Here is a 17,166-nt window from a genome sequence, read left to right on the forward strand (position 1 = left end):
CGTCTAGACGGTTAATTCTTGCTGCTGGGGTTGCGCTTCCACGATGGTGTTCATCAGGCGGCCAATGTTTTCAATTTCGACTTCGACGCGATCGCCATCGCGCATAAACAGAGGCGGATTACGTTTTTTCCCGACGCCGCCGGGCGAGCCGGTAATGATGACGTCCCCGGCGCTGAGGGAGGTGAACGTGCTGATGTAGGCAATAAGATCCGCCACTTTGTGGATCATGCTGCCGGTGGAGTCATTCTGAACCAGCATGCCGTTCAGCCAGGTGTGAATGGTCAGCGCGTGAGGATCGGGGATCTCATCCGCCGTGGTCATATACGGGCCAAAGGCACCGGTTTGCTTCCAGTTTTTACCAGCGGTGAACCAGGCGTGCTGCCAGTCGCGGACGGAACCATCCATGTAGCAGCTGTAGCCTGCCACGTGGCTGAGCGCGGTATTGACGTCAATTCGGGAGCCGGGTTTACCGATGATTACGGCCAGCTCGCCTTCGTAATCAAACTCGCTGGAGAGAACCGGTTTTAAAACCGGCCGCGCATGTCCGGTTTGGGAATCAGGAAAGCGAATAAACAGCGTGGGAGCATTATTGGTCTCGGCAAATTCTTTTCTTTTTTCAGCGTAATTCATCCCAACGCAGAATATCTTTCCCGGTTCTTCTATCACGGGCAGGAAGGTAATGTCTTCAGGCATCATATCCACAGGGCAATCGTGATATTGCCTGGCGACGTCAACCGCATCCCATTGCAGAAGGTCTTTTAATGTCGCATAGTGATGGCCGATTTTATTACCCAGATCGATAATGCCGGACTGTGTATAAATTCCGTAACTTTTACGGCCCTGATGAATATAGCTTGCTAATTTCATAATAATACCTGCTTGATATACGTGCTCATTCTGTGTTCACGCCCGGAGGCGTGAACACATTGCCATGCTATTTATTCAGCTGACTGCGCTGGAACCAGTACCTGTTTATTACCGGATGCCAGATACGTTGCCACCACAACGCCCACGCCCAGTAATGCCAGAATAAATCCGGTCATCCCCTGCCAGCCCATTGAGTGGAAGACAAAACCGTTGATAAAACCAATAACCGAACCGCCCATGTAGTAGAAGAATAAATAGAGCGCGACGGCCTGGCCTCTTGCATGCGTTGCATTTTTACTGACCCAGCTTAAACCGATAGAGTGGCAGCCGAAGAAACAGCCGGTAAAAATCACAGCGCCAACAATAAAGGTGACGACATTTGACGTCAGCGTCAGCAGCATCCCTAAGGCCATTATCAGGAACAGCACGCGCAGGACTTTCATGGCGCCATATTTCGCCGATAAGCGACCTGCCTGTGGAGCGGTAAAGAAACTCAGGGCGAAGCTAAAGGAGAGCAGACCCGCGTTTGCCGGTGAAATATGGAACGGCTCGCCTTTCAGGAAGAAGGCCAGATAGTTATAAAGTGAGGTAAATGCGCCAAAAATAATGAAGCTGATAACAAACGCCAGCGCCAGATTTTTGTTTTTGAAATGCGATGCCGCCCCTTTCACCATGCGCATTACATTAAGATTCTGCGTAGGCGTGAAGTTCTTCGATTCTGGCAGCAGGAACTTCACCAGAATGGCAACCGCAATCAGGCTGACCGCAAACCCGTAAAAGATGACATTGATGGAAACGTGATCGATCAGCTGGCTGGCAACAATACGCCCGGACATTCCGCCCATCGAATTACCGAAGACGAAATATCCCGTCACAATACCTGCCGCCACCGGGGCGACCTCTTCACTGATGTAGGCGGTTGCCGCCGCCGCGATGCCGCTCAGCGCCAGACCAATCACCGCACGTAGCGCCACCAGCATTGCCCAGGATTCTACCAGCGGGCAGAGCAGCGTCAGAATGCCGCCCAGCAGGAGAGAGACGATAATTAACCGCTTCCTGCCATAGCGATCGGATAACGTTCCGGTAAACAGCAGCCCAATTGCCAGCAACGCTGTTTCTGCGGATAAGATAATACTCACCTGGCTGACCGGAACATTATATTCCACAGCAAGTGTCGGGAGCAGTGGCTGAATAAAAAACAACGAAGCAAGTTCCGCAAGCCCGGATAAGGCCAGCGCCAGAATGACGCGAATATGCGCGCTGGCTTTTACCGGGTCGGGAGCTTTCAGGGTATTGTTAGCATGCGTTAACGCCATAATAACCTCAGTATTATAGTTAAGGTACAGGGTGTATTTTTGTAAGATGGTTAGCTTTTTAGTTACGACTTTACTTAATCAACTTCAGATAGCAGTTTTTCTGGCACGCAAACAACGCCTTCAAATAATTTGCGCGACGTGCGAATAACCGCAGCCCGGGTATTTTCGATATTATTTCCGTTCCTCAGCAACGATACGGATATTTTTCCACTGGGGTGTTCAATATCAATAATGTTGGTAAAGCGTTCCTTTGGACGATCGGCAACAATTTTCGCGGCGATGGAGCCTTCAATAATCGTCGCGGTTGAGATACCAATCGAACCGGTAATCGCCAGTGATTTATGGCAAGTATGCGGCATGAAATAGCGCACCTGAAGCGTGCCGCCGTTACGCGCCCGGCTAAGAAGAACCGGTTTAGGGATCACTTTGTTGGACACGTCCCCTAAGCCCATCGCCGCGCCAGCCTGACGACGCAGGTTCTCAAGCCTTTCTTTAAACGCCCTGTCGCCATCTAATTCTGCTGGTGACTCCCCGCCTGTTTTGCCCAACGCCGAGGCGTCAATCAGGACCATCGGCATCGCCATATCTATACAGGTAACTTCAATCCCGTCGAACACGTTTGTTACGCTGTCCGTTGGCAGCAGTTTTCCGGTTTTCGACCCCGCAGAATTCAGGAAGGTTAAGCCAATCGGTGCCGCTGTACCCGGCACACCATCGATCTGGGTATCGCCTTCATATTCGACCCGATAGTCAGGTGTTTGCACTTCCGCGTCGACCAGTGTTCCGGTGTTCAGATTGCGAATACGCACCGTCGTCACCGGGCTTTGCGCCTTGACCAGCCCCTTTTCAATGGCAAAGGGCCCCACGGCACAGAGCATATTGCCGCAGTTAGGCGTGGTATCAACGCGACGTTCGTTCACCATCACTTGTGCGAACAGATAATCCACATCCGCGTCCGGACTGTCGGACAGACTGACGATCGCCACCTTACTGGTTTGCGGACTTCCCCCGCCAATACCGTCAATTTCGAGTTCATGCCCCGCGCCCATCAGGCTGAGTAAAACTGCATCACGCGCTTCGGTTTCCTCTGGCAGATCGCTGGCCAGAATGACCGGACCTTTTGAGGTACCGCCACGCATTAATACGCAAGGGATCTTTAACATGTCTTTTTTCTCATTTCGCGTTTATCAGGAACGCAATAAGGTTTTCACACTCCCGTTGATAACTCTAATGTCAAAAAAAGCAGGATTAATACGCTTTGCGTATTAATAGCCCTTGCGTTACCGTGGGTATAGGCAAGCCATAATCAGGTGCGGATATGCAGCATGAATTACAGGGAATACAAGCGTTTGTAAAAATTGCAGAAATCGGATGCTTTACAAAAACATCGCAATTTCTTCACATTTCACAACCGGCTTTAACACGCAGAATTCAGAAGCTCGAAGAGAGCCTGGGGACCACGCTGTTTGAACGGTCCACGCGCAGCGTCAAACTCACAACCGTGGGAAGGGAATTTTTACCTAAGGCAAAGAATTTAATCGATTTTTATGAAAGCGCGGTCCTGAGTATTAAAGAGATGGCGACGCATCAGGCAGGGGTTATTACCGTTTCCTGTATCCCCACTGCCGCTTTCTATTTTCTGCCTTCAGTGATACGAGATTATAACAATGACTACCCAAACATCCGTATCCGCATACTTGAGCACAGTGCCAGCGATTGTCTCGAAGCGGTGTTAAATGGCGACGCAGATTTCGGCATAAATATGATAAACGTCACACATCCTAATATCGATTTTGCGCCGCTGGTTAACGAACCCTTCGTTCTGGCATGCCGACGGGACAACGAGCTGGCGAAAAAACCGCTGGTGACATGGGACGATCTGGCAGGGATGAAGCTGATTGGGGTAAGGCGCTCCAGCGGGAACCGATCGCTTATCGATCAGGCGTTCGAGAAGATGGCCTGGAAACCGAACTGGTTTTATGAAGTACGTCACCTGTCAACGTCGCTGGGGATGGTGGAAGCGGGTCTTGGCGTGTCTGTCGTTCCCAGCCTGGCGATGCCGACCGACGAACATCATGTCCTTGTCAGCCGGCCACTGATTGAACCCGTGATAAGGCGTACGCTGGGCCTCGTGCAGCGGCGCGAAACGACCCTGAGTCCGGCGGCGGAAAAATTCCGGGAGCTGATTTTACATCTGTGGTCAGGCGAAAACAGCAGCCCCTGGATCGGCAAGTTTACTCAGCTATAAATTCTGGAACGGTAAAGGGGCCTGTGCCCCTTTGCGTATTATTTCCCGGCCTGAGGATGTGTATCAAAGCCCGCCATTACCGCCGTCAACTCCGCCAGCGAAAATCCGTGTTTTGCATCGTCAACGCCCAGCCCAAAGCGTTCCTGCATCAGCTGGTAAAGCGCCTCCGCATCCGGCAGATGGATCTGCTCCTCCACATGGCCGTTCCGCCAGTGGGTAAAGTTGAAGTTTGTTAGCGTAAGCTTGCCGCCGTCCGGCAGATGGCGACACATCAACAGATGATGACGGAAATGCGACTGCGGCCAGTGCGCCGACCAGAAATTCCCCATTACGTAATCGCTGAAATACTGCGTCGTCAGGTCAAACTGGTACATCGACTGCCAGTGCTCGTGGTGCCGGAACTGCAGCACCCAGTCGTTCCCCTCGCTCAGCAGACGATACAGCCCGTGCGGCGTCTCCTGTTCTTCATTAGCGAGCAGTCGAATCGGCGCCGTCAGCGTCTGGCCGCCAAACCCCACATCGGCTATCCAGCGCTCACCGTTAAGCTCAACCAGCAGCAGACGGTGCGTGCGCGGCGGCATTTGCGGCGGATTCGCTAATACCACGCGTCCCAGCACGCTACGCACAGTAAACCCGACCTCACGCAAAACGCGCTCGAACAGGCCGTTTTGCTCAAAGCAGTACCCTCCGCGACGTGCGGTGAACAGCTTGTCGACCAGGCATCGATCGTCAAGCTGGATTTCGCGCGGCAGAACGACATCAATATTCTCAAAAGGGATCGCACAGTTGTGATGTAAATGCAGCGCGCGCAGGGTATCGATATCCACCCGTGTCGGCTGCGTCCAGCCGATGCGGGCGAAATAGGCGGTCAGGAATGGGGACATGAATCAGTTTCCTTTGATTGTGATGTTCTGTTTATAAACTAATTTTACGCACTCACTTTGATTTACGTGCTTTTTCGTCATACTCATCGGTATAGATGAGGAGAACCTATGAGCCACTTTCGCCCTGTTGAATTACGTCATGCCAGCCGTCTGCTGAACCACGGCCCTACTGTGCTTATCACCAGTCGGGATGAAAGCCTGGACAGACGCAACGTGATGGCCGCCGCATGGTCAATGCCCGTTGAGTTTGAACCGCCGCGCATCGCAATAGTCGTGGATAAAAGCACCTGGTCGCGTGAACTGATTGAGCGCAGCGGGAAGTTTGGCATCGTCATCCCCGGCGTGGCGGCGGCCAACTGGACATACGCGGTCGGTAGCGTCAGCGGACGCGATGAAGACAAATTTAACTGCTACGGGATCCCGGTCGTGAACGGTCCTGAGCTTGGCCTGCCGGTGATTGAGGAAAAATGCCTGGCGTGGATGGAGTGCCGGTTACTCCCGGTGACAGCCGCAGCAGAAAAATACGATACCCTGTTTGGTGAAGTGGTTTCAGCGGCAGCCGATGAACGCGCATTTATCGCCGGGCGCTGGCAGTTTGACGGGGATAAGCTGAATACGCTGCATCATCTTGGCGCCGGGACGTTTGTGGCGAGCGGAAAAATGGTGAAGGCGCTGGATTGAGAAAACCCTCCCCCTACCGGGAGAGGGTAACCGTATTACTTCGCACGTCGTGAAATAATCTCATCCGCAACATTCCGCGGGGCTTCCGCAAAATGATGGAACTCCATCGTATACGTCGCGCGTCCCTGGGACATCGAGCGCAATGTCGTGGCATAACCAAACATCTCTGCCAGCGGCACGTCAGCGCGAATAATCTGGCTTCCGTACTGCTCCGCCATCCCCTGCACCATGCCGCGGCGGGAAGAGAGATCGCCCATGATGTTACCGGCGTACTCTTCCGGCGTTTCCACCTCCACGTGCATGATCGGCTCAAGGATCGCCGGATCCGCCCTGCGGGCCCCCTCTTTAAAGCCGAGGATCGCCGCCGTGCGGAACGCCATCTCCGAGGAGTCGACGTCGTGATATGAGCCAAACGTCAGCGTCGCTTTGACATCGACAACCGGATAGCCCGCCAGCACGCCGCTGTTCATCGCTTCCCGCAGCCCTTTCTCAACGGACGGAATATACTCGCGCGGCACCACGCCGCCCTTGGTGGCATCTTCAAATTTAAAGCCACTTCCGGGCTCCAGCGGCTCCAGGCTCAGCACCACATGGCCGTACTGGCCTTTACCACCGGACTGACGGACAAATTTGCCTTCGATATCCTTCACCGTTTTACGCAGGGTTTCACGGTAGGTTACCTGTGGGCGGCCAATGTTCGCCTCGACGCCAAACTCACGCTTCATGCGGTCGACGATGATCTCAAGGTGTAGCTCACCCATCCCGGAGATAATGGTCTGGCCGGACTCTTCGTCAGTATGCAGGCGAAACGACGGATCTTCCGCCGCCAGACGCTGCAGCGCGATCCCCATTTTCTCCTGATCGGCCTTAGTTTTCGGCTCGATCGCCAGCGAGATAACCGGGTCCGGGAACTCCATGCGTTCAAGCGTAATGACGGCGTTCGGATCGGTAAGCGTGTCGCCGGTAGTCACATCCTTCAGCCCCACGCAGGCCGCGATGTCCCCGGCGCGCAGTTCGTCCACCTCGTGGCGATCGTTGGCATGCATCAGCACGATACGCCCGATGCGCTCTTTCTTCCCTTTGACCGGGTTATACACCGCGTCGCCTTTGCGCAGCACGCCAGAGTACACGCGGATAAAGGTCAGTTGCCCGACGTACGGATCGCTCATCAGCTTGAACGCCAGGGCCGAGAACGGCTCATCATCGCTTGGATGACGCTCCGCGTGCTGCCCTTTTTCATCCACGCCATCAATGGCCGGCACGTCCAGCGGCGACGGCATAAGCTCAATGACCGCATCGAGCATGCGCTGCACGCCCTTATTCTTGAACGCGCTGCCGCACAGCATCGGCTGAATTTCACCCGAGATGGTGCGAATACGCAGCCCTTTGATGATTTCCGCTTCGTCGAGATCGCCGGTTTCCAGGTATTTGTCCATCAGTTCATCGCTGGCTTCTGCCGCCGCAGAGACCATTTTTTCCCGCCATTCCTGAGCGGTATTGACCAAATCGTCCGGCACGGGCGCATAGGTAAACACCATGCCCTGCGTCGCATCGTCCCACAGAATGGTGCGCATCTTGATGAGGTCCACCACGCCGGTGAAATGATCTTCTGCACCCACCGGAATGACAATCGGCACCGGATTGGCCTTCAGGCGCTCCTGCATCATCCGTACGACGCGGAAGAAATCGGCACCCGGACGGTCCATTTTGTTGACGAAGGCCAGACGCGGAACGTGATATTTATTGGCCTGACGCCAGACGGTTTCCGACTGCGGCTGCACGCCGCCCACGGAGTCATACACCATCACGGCGCCGTCGAGCACGCGCATGGAACGTTCCACCTCAATGGTGAAATCCACGTGGCCCGGGGTGTCGATGATGTTGATCCGGTGCGGTTCATAGCCTCTGTCCATACCCGGCCAGAAGCAGCTGACGGCCGCGGAGGTAATCGTGATCCCGCGCTCTTGCTCCTGCGCCATCCAGTCAGTGGTTGCCGCGCCATCGTGTACTTCACCCAGCTTGTGGCTCATCCCGGTGTAAAACAGGATGCGCTCAGTGGTGGTGGTTTTACCGGCATCGATATGCGCGGAGATACCGATGTTGCGATAACGTTCGAGAGGGATGGGTCGGGGCATGATATTTCCTTAAGTCTTATGACTTGTCTGTGACGACCAGGATGGTCGTGCATTCGTTGGTTTGCTATAATAGTCCTATTGTACGAGTATTATCGAACTATTTTTTAACGGTTGACCTATTGTTGATATAGCTCAATCTAACGCCAAACGCAGGAAAACGATGATCCCAAACCACCCTGAAACTGAACAAATACTGCTGGAAAATGTGCTGTTTGCCCTCGGCAATCCGCTCCGGCTGTCGATTATTCGCCGGCTCGCCGATGGCAGCGAACTCAGCTGTAACGCGCTGCGTCCGGAAGATGTGGTGAAGTCCACGATGACACACCACTGGCGCGTTCTGCGCGACAGCGGCGTTATCTGGCAGCGCCCGCAGGGGCGGGAGAACATGATTTCGTTACGCAGAGAGGATCTGGATGCCCGTTTTCCAGGGCTGATGGAGATACTTTTACAGGCTAAATCATAAGGACATGCCTGTTTTTTCCTGAAAAATGCCCCGTACATATTTGAGGGGGCATTACGTCAGCGAAGGGATTTATCTAACCTGCATACGATATTCAATCATTCCACTTTTCTTCGCAATCCAGTCGTACAATCGTTGCCCGCGATAGTTGGCTTCATGCGTATGCCAGTAAAGGTGACTGGCATGATGTTTTCTCGCTTCTCTCTGAACATATTCTATTAACTGTTTGCCAATGTGTTTGCCCCTTACGGCTTCACAGACGTATAAATCTTCGAGGTAGCAGTAATCGCTCTCAGCCCAGGTCGAGCGGTGAAAAAGATAATGCGCAAAACCCACTATGTCTCCATTACATCGTGCTACCACGCAGAATAGCGGCTCAACGGGGCTGAAAAATCGCTGCCAGGTTCGTTGAGTGACGGCCCCAGAGAGGTCGACATTATAAAATTCCTGGTATTTACTCCACAGTGGCATCCAGCTTTCAAAATCATGTTCTTTAACTGCCTCAATTGTCACGCTCGTATTATTCATATTGCCTCTTTGGTCACCCGTTTATTCGTTTCAGGAAGAGTGTATTCGCTGAATGGCACGTTTTGCCCCGCCAATTCTCGCCATCAAGGCAGACCAATTTTTCATCCTTCTGAGTGCAATATTGCTTTAGAATCAAAAGACACAGAGGGAAAGTGGACAACGTAATGTTTAAGCACGCGCAGCTAGAAACGGTTAAGGCATGGATTATCGACCCCGCTAACGGATCGCTACCGCTTCATGAAAGGATCCAGAGAGCAATACGGACGCTGATACTGGAAGGGGTATTATCTCACGGTAAGGCCCTTCCTGCCTCACGCGCTCTGGCGGCTTCTCTCAGCGTTTCCCGGGATACCATAGAAGCGGCCTACTCCAGCCTGCATGCCGAAGGTTTTATTGAGAGACAAACAGGCAGAGGGAGCTTCGTCTCTTCCAGCGCGCGTTTTTTAAAACCTCGTCCCCGGCAGCATCAGCCAACCGCTGAGATACGAAAAGCAAAACTCAGCGTCCGTGGAAAGGTCATCTATGAAAGCGGCGGGATCCGCGAATTTTCCTCCCCTCGCCCCCTTGCGCCCGGCATTCCTGAAACCCGCATGTTTCCCATTTCGATCTGGGAGCGTCTTCAGCGACAGGTGCTGAAGGAGTTTCAGCACCAGGCATTAGAGCAAAGTCCCCCACAGGGTATAGAGCGCCTGCGACGGGCAATTGCGGAATACGTCAATCTTGAGCGCGGGACGCGCGCGAGGGCGGAACAGGTCATCGTTCTGACAAGTTCTCAACAGGCGCTCGCGCTCTGTTCCCACGTGCTGATGGACGCCGGGGATGGCATTGTCATTGAAGATCCCTCCTATCAAGGGGCACACAAAGCGTTCAACGCTGCAGGGCTTCGCTGTATTCCGGTTCCTCTTGATGAAAAAGGCATCTCGGTTGACGGGCTTAATTCTCTGACCGAGCCAGCCAGGGCGATCTACCTGACGCCTTCTCATCAGTACCCTACCGGTGTGACGCTCTCTCTTGACCGACGACTGGCGGTTATTAAATGGGCAAACCGTTACGGAGCATGGATTATTGAGGATGACTATGACAGTGAGTTTCACTACGAAGGTAAGCCTATGGCCAGTCTTCAGGGGCTTGATACTTCCAACCGGACAATTTATATCGGCACGTTCACCAAGTCTCTGTTCCCTGGGTTACGTATTGCCTACACGATCGTCCCCTCAGAACTGATAGAGCCCTTTACCATGGCGAGGACGTTAATGGATGGTCACACCGCCTCAATAACCCAGCTGACGCTGGCAAAATTTCTGGAGGGAGGCCATTTTGGCGCCTATGTTCGTAAGATGCGGAGTATTTACGTTACTCGTCGCGACGCGCTGGCAAGTATGATGGACGTATATCTCTCCGAATATGTCACCTGTGAAACGCCTGCGGGCGGAATGCAAATGCCTTGTCACCTGAAGCACGGAATATCCGAGAAAGAGATAGCCACCGCCGCCCGCCGCGCGGGTGTTGATATGCTTGGGCTTACCGATTTATATGCAGGTCCCCCCGCGTCCACTGGTTTTTTGATGGGATTTGCAGCTTACACGGAAAGGGAAATAGAAGACGCTGTAAAAAAACTGGCCGCAATTTTCCATCATGTTTGATGCCGTCGACGGGTAAGAGACTGACACTCATTCCGGGCGAGCAAGGCTATAGGCTGGGATCCGCCGGGTTGTTTTGGTGAGCGTATCAAACACCTCGGCGTCGGACGTCACGATCCTCATCCCCGTTTTGCGTAATCTCTGCACATCAGCCGCGATGCGCTGAATGCCAAACCAGAAAAGCCCGTCGAGTGCCGTCACCGACAGCCCGTTTTCCAGCGCCAGCCTGAGGCGTTCCTTCGGGGCTTTAACCTGCTGGGCAATTTGCCGGTAAGGCAGTTCATTGCATCCTGTCGCGTCACTGCGCTGGATACGGGTTTTCAGCTGATAGGTAAACTCGTCAGGTATGCCGTCGAGATCCCTTTTAAGGCTATAGACGCAGCCAAAGCGCTTGCCGTTAAACAGAACATTTTTCTGGCTGAGCTGAAGCTCTTTTCTGACAACGTCTATCAGCTGAGGCGCACGGGTAAGGAGTAGCCTGAAGGGCAGCTCGAAGCTGGTGACGTAATCCACATTAAGCAGCGCGAGACGCAGCCGCTCCTCTGCACCGGACTGTTGCTCACGACACTCCTCCATCACCTCTGCCCACTGGCGCGTCAGGCGCTCCGGTTCGGAGGCTTCGGTAAGGAGGTATTTTTCAATCTGATAATCAACTCTTCCGGTCATCGTGTGGTATCCCGTCACTGTGGATGCGGTAATTCTATACAGCGCGGTGAGTTTTATAAAGGACTGAACCGCAGCGGCACCCTGAAAATGTCGTTGCGATTCAGCATCCTGACGTATCGGATCAGTTCGCCATAATCCAGCCCATCAGCAGCGTAGCGAAAATCACCGTCGACGCGCCACCGATGCGGGTGGCGATCTGCGCGAACGGCATGAGCGACATCCGGTTAGACGCGGACAAAATGGCCACGTCCCCCGTTCCGCCCAGCCCGCTGTGGCAGCAGGTCACAATGGCCGCTTCCACAGGATACATATTCAGACGCGACGCGATAAAGTAGCCGCTCAGCGCCATCGCAATCACCACCGAACCGCATACCACCACGTATCCCACCGAAAAGACCGACACCACGCTCTCAAGCGGCACGTATAACATCCCGAGGCCGATCATCAGCGGCCAGACCAGCGCAGCCGAGACGAATTTATAGCAGCTGTGCGCGCCCTGCTCCATTGAGGCCGGGATCACCCTGAAGTATTTACACAGAACGGCAATCAGGATCATCAGCACCGGACCGGGAATGTGAACCAGTTTTTCAAACAATCCGCCGACGATGAAAAACGCGCACACCATCAGCAATCCGCCCCCCATCAGATGAAAATCCGTCTGCTGCGTGCTTTGCGCCCCGGCAAACAGGCTGGCGTCATCATTACTCCGCGTGAGCATGCCATTTCCCGAAAGCGCAGGACGTTTCGCGCCGAGACGCGCCAGCGAGCCCGCACAAATAATGGCGAAGATATTCCCGACGACCGCAGCGGGTGCCAGCTGCGCAACGTAGACGTCCGGCGTCTGCCCCAGTATTGCCGAATAGGCCAGAGACAGCGGCAAAATCCCCTCGCCAATCCCTCCGCCGATGATGGGCACAATGATGAAGAAGAAGGTGTGGTAAGGCGTATAACCAAACAGTGAGCCCACAATGAGGCCGCTCAGCACGGCCATGCATGTTCCGGCCACCAGCGGAACAAACATGCGCATCATCCCCTGGATCAGCAGCACCCGGTTCATCCCCAGAATGCTGCCGACCACCAGGCAGGCGATGACGAAATAGAGTAGATTCGCCTCTTTCATCAGCAGATGGACGGTATCAAGGGTATGTTTCCCGAATACGCCAAAATAGACCAGCACGGAAGGCACCATCAGGCACAGGATCGCCGGGCCGCCGATATCTTTCAGCACCGGGATTTGACGCCCTACTTTGGCAAACGCGAAGCCGAGGGTCATAATGACCGCGAGACCACCAATCATATTTTTTGGCAGCAGCCCTGCCCAGGCGGACGTCGCCACAATCGCGGCAATCCCGACGAACAGCATCAACGGGACCGTGCCCACCTCGGTATTGTTGAGCCTAAAGGCAAAACGCGGGGTCGACAGTTCAGAAGTCGGTACAGGATTATCTTTCATATAATCACCTGAATTTGTGTTCGGATAAACAGAGAAAGGAATAACTGAAACTATTCCTGATACGAATAAATATTCTTAAATATAAATAAAGACTTAGATGGCCTTTTCTAAAAACAGACTCACGATGAAATTATCACGGGCCTGCGGGTAGAAATGTGAACAATCTGGCCCTTTGCTTTTAAATAACTTAATTCAGCATTAAGTAACTAAAGTTATTTATGGCAACCATTGTCGCTTTCTTGCGTCTTATCAATATTTGACGAAAGTATTAGTTATCCAACTAATGCAATCTTTTTGAAATTAATAAAACCAGAGAGAGTGTGACCCTTGTCACTCCTGCCCTGCTTTCTAAGCGCTAGATTAGCGCTGCAATAAAACACATAAAATACCCTACAGGAAATACTATGCCTTCATTACTATTACAGTCACTGTTTCCGCTCGTCTTTATAATGTTACTTGGATGGCTAAGTGGAAAGCTGGGATATTCCCGACGTGAAGATGCAAACGTTATGGCAACCGTGGTGATTCGTTTCGCCCTTCCTTTCCATCTTTTTATCGGCGCATTGCATACCGACCCCAATAAAATTAAGAACCTGACCTTTATGGCCGTACTGGTTGTCGGTTTAATGGGGTCGTATTTACTGACGCTATTTATTTCACGCTACGTTTTTCGCCACGATATCAAAACCAGCGCCATTCAGTCTCTGGTTTGCGCCTTTCCCGATATGGCCTACTTTGGTGCACCGGTCCTGGCGGTATTGATTGGGCCGGAAGGATTTATCGGCGTGCTGATTGGCAATATTATTACCAGCGTTATCATGATCCCTCTGACTATCGTCCTGATTCGTATGGGTGATAAAAACGGTCATGACGGCCTGGAGGCGCTGCACCCGGGCGCGATGATCGTGCAAAACCTTATCAAAGCGGCACGCAATCCTATCGTCTGGATCCCGGTCTCCGGCGTATTGCTCAGCCTGGCCGGCGTGCAAATCCCTTCCATTCTCAGCATGCCTATTGAGATGATTGGCAAGGTTTCAGGCGGACTGTCCCTGTTTGCCCTCGGCCTGCTGTTTTACGGTGAACGTCCAAAACTGAACGTGCAGACGTTTACCAATATCAGTATTAAAAACCTTATTCAGCCGGCAATGATGGCCGCCGCGGGGATCGCCTTTGGCCTGAGCCACACCTTACTGCAGCAGGTCGTCATTATTGGCGCAACGCCTTCCGCTATTGCCGCGGGGATGTTTGCGTTGCGCAGCGATACCTATATTGATACCGCATCCTCTTCCATATTAATTGGCACTGCCGTCGGGGTCGTGACCGAAGGCATTATGATCTATTTCATCTCTTAATCTGTTTTATTTAAAAAATTCAGGAGTTAACCATGTCCCGGAAAGAAGTTCTGTACACCCCCTATAACGGGGCCGTATTGCTGGAAAATCCGCTGCTAAATAAAGGGCTCGCATTTATTAAAGAGGAGCGTGACAATTTTAATCTGCATGGGTTATTGCCGCACAACGTTGAAACCATTGAAGAACAAACCGAGCGTGCCTGGGTGCAGTTCTGCCATTTTAAAAGCGATATTTCGCGTCACGTTTACCTGCGAAATATTCAGGACACCAATGAAACTCTTTTTTATAACCTCTTGCGTTCGCATCTCAAAGAGACGTTACCGATTATCTATACCCCGACGGTCGGTGAAGCCTGCGAGCATTTCTCCACGATTTATCGACGCGCGCGGGGCCTGTTTATTTCATGGCCGAATCGCCATCGTATTGATGAGATGCTGCAAAGCTTTTCGCGCAACGACGTTCGCGTGATTGTGGTGACGGACGGGGAACGTATTTTAGGGCTTGGCGATCAGGGTATCGGCGGAATGGGTATCCCAATTGGCAAGCTGTCGCTGTATACCGCCTGCGGCGGGATCCATCCGGCCTCTACCCTGCCGATTATGCTGGATGTTGGCACCAATAATCAGCAACACCTCGACGACCCGATGTACATGGGCTGGCGCCACCCGCGCATCAGCGACGACCAGTACGCTGAGTTTATGGATATGTTTGTCAGCACCGTTAAAGCGCGCTGGCCCAATGTGCTCCTGCAATTTGAGGACTTCGCGCAGAAAAATGCCACCAGGCTGCTCCAGCGCTACCGCGACCAGCTGTGCTGCTTCAATGATGATATCCAGGGCACGGCCGCCGTCACCGCCGGTACGCTGATGGCGGCGGCCCATGCGGCAGGCACGCGCATTCGCGACCAGCGCGTGGTCTTCCTGGGCAGCGGCTCTGCCGGATGCGGGATAGCTGAAAAAATAGTGGCGCTGATGGTGGATGACGGCCTGACCGAGCCGGAAGCGCGCAGCCGGATCTTTATGGTCGATCGCTTCGGCCTGCTGACCGACGACATGACCAACCTGCTCGATTTCCAGAAACACCTGCTTACCGCGCGCGACGCCGTTTGCAGCTGGCAGGTTGACGCGAAGAACATTTCCCTGCTGGACGTGGTGAAGAACGCGCATCCTACCGTGATGATCGGCGTTTCGGGCCAGCCGGGGCTGTTCAGCGAAGAGATTGTCAAAGAGATGCATCGCCACTGTCCGCGCCCGATCATCATGCCGCTCTCGAACCCGACCTCGCGGGCGGAAGCCCAGCCGCAGGATCTCATTGCCTGGACCCAGGGTGCCGCACTGGTGGCCACCGGCAGCCCGTTCGCCCCGGTATTCTGGGAGAATGAACACTACGAGATCGCCCAGTGTAACAACGCCTATATCTTCCCGGGCCTGGGGCTGGGCGTGCTGGCCTGCAACGCGCGCCGGGTGACGGAAGAGATGCTGATGGCAGCAAGCCGCAGCCTGGCAGCGCAGTCTCCTCTGGTCACCACGGAAAAAGGCGGATTGCTGCCGCCGGTAGATCAGATTGAAACGGTCTCACGCCAGATTGCCGTCGCCGTCGCCCGGGCCGCGATTGAACAGGACGTGGCTCCGGCGATTGATGATGAGACGCTGATGGCGCGTATTGAGAAGACCTGGTGGCAGGCGGACTATGCGCCGTACCGCAGGTCTGCGCTGTAAGCTTCGCGCCTGCCCTCACTGCGCGGTGAGGGCAGGATTGCTTCCTCAGTGCTGGACGCCAGACCGATCGGAAAGATCGGCTGCGGAAAGGATATCAGCCCGTGGTGCCACGCTCTTGCGGCGGGCATAGCGGTCAGGCTGACCTTCAGGACGCGTTTTGAAGCGACGGTGCAGCCACATATACTGTTCTGGCGCCATCCGTACCGCCTGCTCAATCGCCCTGTTCATCTGCGTCGCTACAGATTCTTTATCTCCCCCCTGCAGCGCCTCGCTGATATCCTCCAGAATAATCAGTTCGTAGCCGGTACCGTCCGCCCTGCGGCGCGGCACAAAGGGAATAACGGCAGGCTTAGCGCTTTTGACCAGCATATAGCTTCCCGCTGTTGTGGCGGCATCCGGAACCGCAAAGAACGGCACAAACACGCTGTTGGTTTTGCCATAGTCGTGGTCCGGGGCGTACCACAAAATTTCATTCTGCTTCAGCGAGCGGATCATGCCCTTTAAATCATGACGATCGAGCATGGTTTTATTGGAGCGCAGGCGTCCGCGCGTCTGAAGCCAGTCCAGCAGCGCGTTATTATTCGGACGATACACCCCAATCCCAGGGTTGAGCATGCCAAAGATCCGCGCGCCCAGCTCAAGGGTGAGAAAATGCATGCCAACGAGCACCACGCCATTGCCCTTTGCCCGCGCCTTTTCCATGTGCTCATACCCCTGCACGGTAAAGCATTTCTTCACCCGCCACGCAGGCCAGAACCATGCCATCCCGGTTTCGATTACCCCCATTCCTACCGATTCAAAATTACGCTGCAGCAGCGACTCTCGCTCCGCCTTTTTCATCTCCGGAAAACAGAGTTCCAGGTTGCGGCGGGCAATCTCAACGCGGCGCGGAAGCAGGCGCATCGCCAGCCGTCCAAGGCCGTGGCCGATTCGGAACAGCAGCGGATAAGGGAGCAGCATGATGAGCCACAGCGCGGCAATGCCGGCCCAGCTTAGCCAGTAACGAGGGTGAAGAAAGGCGAGTGAAAAACGGGGTAATTTTGTCATGAGAAAATTATCCTTTAGCGTGTCTGTCCTTAATTGATTCTGTTTGAGATCATTCCTAAGGATGTATGAAATGTCAGTCAGAAACGTAAAGTGTAACGGATAAGATAAAACGCATTTTTATCGATTTTTGCGAAAAAGCGGGAAGACGAGGCGGGGAAAACCGGGGAGGAG

The 17,166-nt window shown here is 53.7% G+C and carries 15 protein-coding genes; 6 read left to right on the forward strand and 9 right to left on the reverse strand.

Annotated features, from left to right (window positions below; genetic code table 11):
* Positions 1-3: 3 nt before the first annotated feature.
* From F0320_RS11315 to F0320_RS11325, 3 genes are all read right to left on the reverse strand, one after another.
* Positions 4-867 carry a fumarylacetoacetate hydrolase family protein gene (locus F0320_RS11315; RefSeq protein ID WP_047651025.1) on the reverse strand — a complete coding sequence of 288 codons (864 nt, stop codon included), beginning with the start codon at positions 865-867 and terminating at the stop codon, positions 4-6.
* A gap of 71 nt (positions 868-938) precedes the next feature.
* Positions 939-2,183 (reverse strand): MFS transporter, encoded by a 1,245-nt coding sequence (locus F0320_RS11320; RefSeq protein ID WP_047651027.1) that lies wholly within the window; start codon positions 2,181-2,183, stop codon positions 939-941.
* A gap of 74 nt (positions 2,184-2,257) precedes the next feature.
* The gene (locus F0320_RS11325; protein ID WP_126328612.1) at positions 2,258-3,346 is read right to left on the reverse strand and encodes a 4-oxalomesaconate tautomerase; all 1,089 of its coding nucleotides are present in this window, start codon (positions 3,344-3,346) and stop codon (positions 2,258-2,260) included.
* Positions 3,347-3,501: 155 nt separating this feature from the next.
* Between F0320_RS11325 and F0320_RS11330 the strand changes: the two genes are divergently transcribed.
* Positions 3,502-4,431, forward strand: coding sequence for a LysR family transcriptional regulator (locus tag F0320_RS11330; RefSeq protein WP_052119532.1), 930 nt, complete (start codon positions 3,502-3,504; stop codon positions 4,429-4,431).
* 38 nt (positions 4,432-4,469) lie between these two features.
* Here the strand turns inward: F0320_RS11330 and nhoA are convergent, their stop codons facing one another.
* Positions 4,470-5,315 (reverse strand): N-hydroxyarylamine O-acetyltransferase, encoded by an 846-nt coding sequence (gene nhoA / locus F0320_RS11335; RefSeq protein ID WP_126328613.1) that lies wholly within the window; start codon positions 5,313-5,315, stop codon positions 4,470-4,472.
* A gap of 108 nt (positions 5,316-5,423) precedes the next feature.
* Here nhoA and F0320_RS11340 point away from each other — a divergent pair, with 108 nt between their 5' ends.
* Positions 5,424-5,996, forward strand: a complete 573-nt coding sequence (locus F0320_RS11340; protein ID WP_032651999.1) for a flavin reductase family protein — start codon at positions 5,424-5,426, stop codon at positions 5,994-5,996.
* A 35-nt stretch (positions 5,997-6,031) separates the two neighbouring features.
* Here F0320_RS11340 and fusA read toward each other — a convergent pair whose 3' ends face one another.
* The gene (fusA, locus tag F0320_RS11345; protein ID WP_126328614.1) at positions 6,032-8,131 is read right to left on the reverse strand and encodes an elongation factor G; all 2,100 of its coding nucleotides are present in this window, start codon (positions 8,129-8,131) and stop codon (positions 6,032-6,034) included.
* A gap of 160 nt (positions 8,132-8,291) precedes the next feature.
* Between fusA and F0320_RS11350 the strand changes: the two genes are divergently transcribed.
* On the forward strand, positions 8,292-8,594 hold the full coding sequence (locus F0320_RS11350) for an ArsR/SmtB family transcription factor (RefSeq protein ID WP_045354132.1): 303 nt from the start codon (positions 8,292-8,294) through the stop codon (positions 8,592-8,594).
* Between the two features lie 69 nt (positions 8,595-8,663).
* Here F0320_RS11350 and F0320_RS11355 read toward each other — a convergent pair whose 3' ends face one another.
* Positions 8,664-9,119 (reverse strand): GNAT family N-acetyltransferase, encoded by a 456-nt coding sequence (locus F0320_RS11355; protein ID WP_047651034.1) that lies wholly within the window; start codon positions 9,117-9,119, stop codon positions 8,664-8,666.
* Between the two features lie 164 nt (positions 9,120-9,283).
* Here F0320_RS11355 and F0320_RS11360 point away from each other — a divergent pair, with 164 nt between their 5' ends.
* Positions 9,284-10,762: a PLP-dependent aminotransferase family protein gene (locus F0320_RS11360; RefSeq protein ID WP_126328615.1), complete on the forward strand. Its 1,479-nt coding sequence runs from the start codon at positions 9,284-9,286 to the stop codon at positions 10,760-10,762.
* Between the two features lie 27 nt (positions 10,763-10,789).
* Here F0320_RS11360 and F0320_RS11365 read toward each other — a convergent pair whose 3' ends face one another.
* Positions 10,790-11,425: a helix-turn-helix domain-containing protein gene (locus F0320_RS11365; protein ID WP_126328616.1), complete on the reverse strand. Its 636-nt coding sequence runs from the start codon at positions 11,423-11,425 to the stop codon at positions 10,790-10,792.
* A gap of 121 nt (positions 11,426-11,546) precedes the next feature.
* Positions 11,547-12,878 carry a 2-hydroxycarboxylate transporter family protein gene (locus F0320_RS11370; protein WP_126328617.1) on the reverse strand — a complete coding sequence of 444 codons (1,332 nt, stop codon included), beginning with the start codon at positions 12,876-12,878 and terminating at the stop codon, positions 11,547-11,549.
* Between the two features lie 404 nt (positions 12,879-13,282).
* Between F0320_RS11370 and F0320_RS11375 the strand changes: the two genes are divergently transcribed.
* Both F0320_RS11375 and F0320_RS11380 read left to right on the forward strand, forming a co-directional pair.
* Positions 13,283-14,230, forward strand: coding sequence for an AEC family transporter (locus tag F0320_RS11375; RefSeq protein ID WP_126328618.1), 948 nt, complete (start codon positions 13,283-13,285; stop codon positions 14,228-14,230).
* A 32-nt stretch (positions 14,231-14,262) separates the two neighbouring features.
* Positions 14,263-15,948 (forward strand): NAD-dependent malic enzyme, encoded by a 1,686-nt coding sequence (locus tag F0320_RS11380; protein WP_126328619.1) that lies wholly within the window; start codon positions 14,263-14,265, stop codon positions 15,946-15,948.
* A gap of 45 nt (positions 15,949-15,993) precedes the next feature.
* Here F0320_RS11380 and F0320_RS11385 read toward each other — a convergent pair whose 3' ends face one another.
* On the reverse strand, positions 15,994-16,995 hold the full coding sequence (locus F0320_RS11385) for a Kdo(2)-lipid IV(A) acyltransferase (RefSeq protein WP_126328620.1): 1,002 nt from the start codon (positions 16,993-16,995) through the stop codon (positions 15,994-15,996).
* Positions 16,996-17,166: the final 171 nt, after the last annotated feature.

This window comes from Enterobacter dykesii (assembly GCF_008364625.2).
Taxonomy (GTDB): Bacteria; Pseudomonadota; Gammaproteobacteria; order Enterobacterales; family Enterobacteriaceae; genus Enterobacter; species Enterobacter dykesii.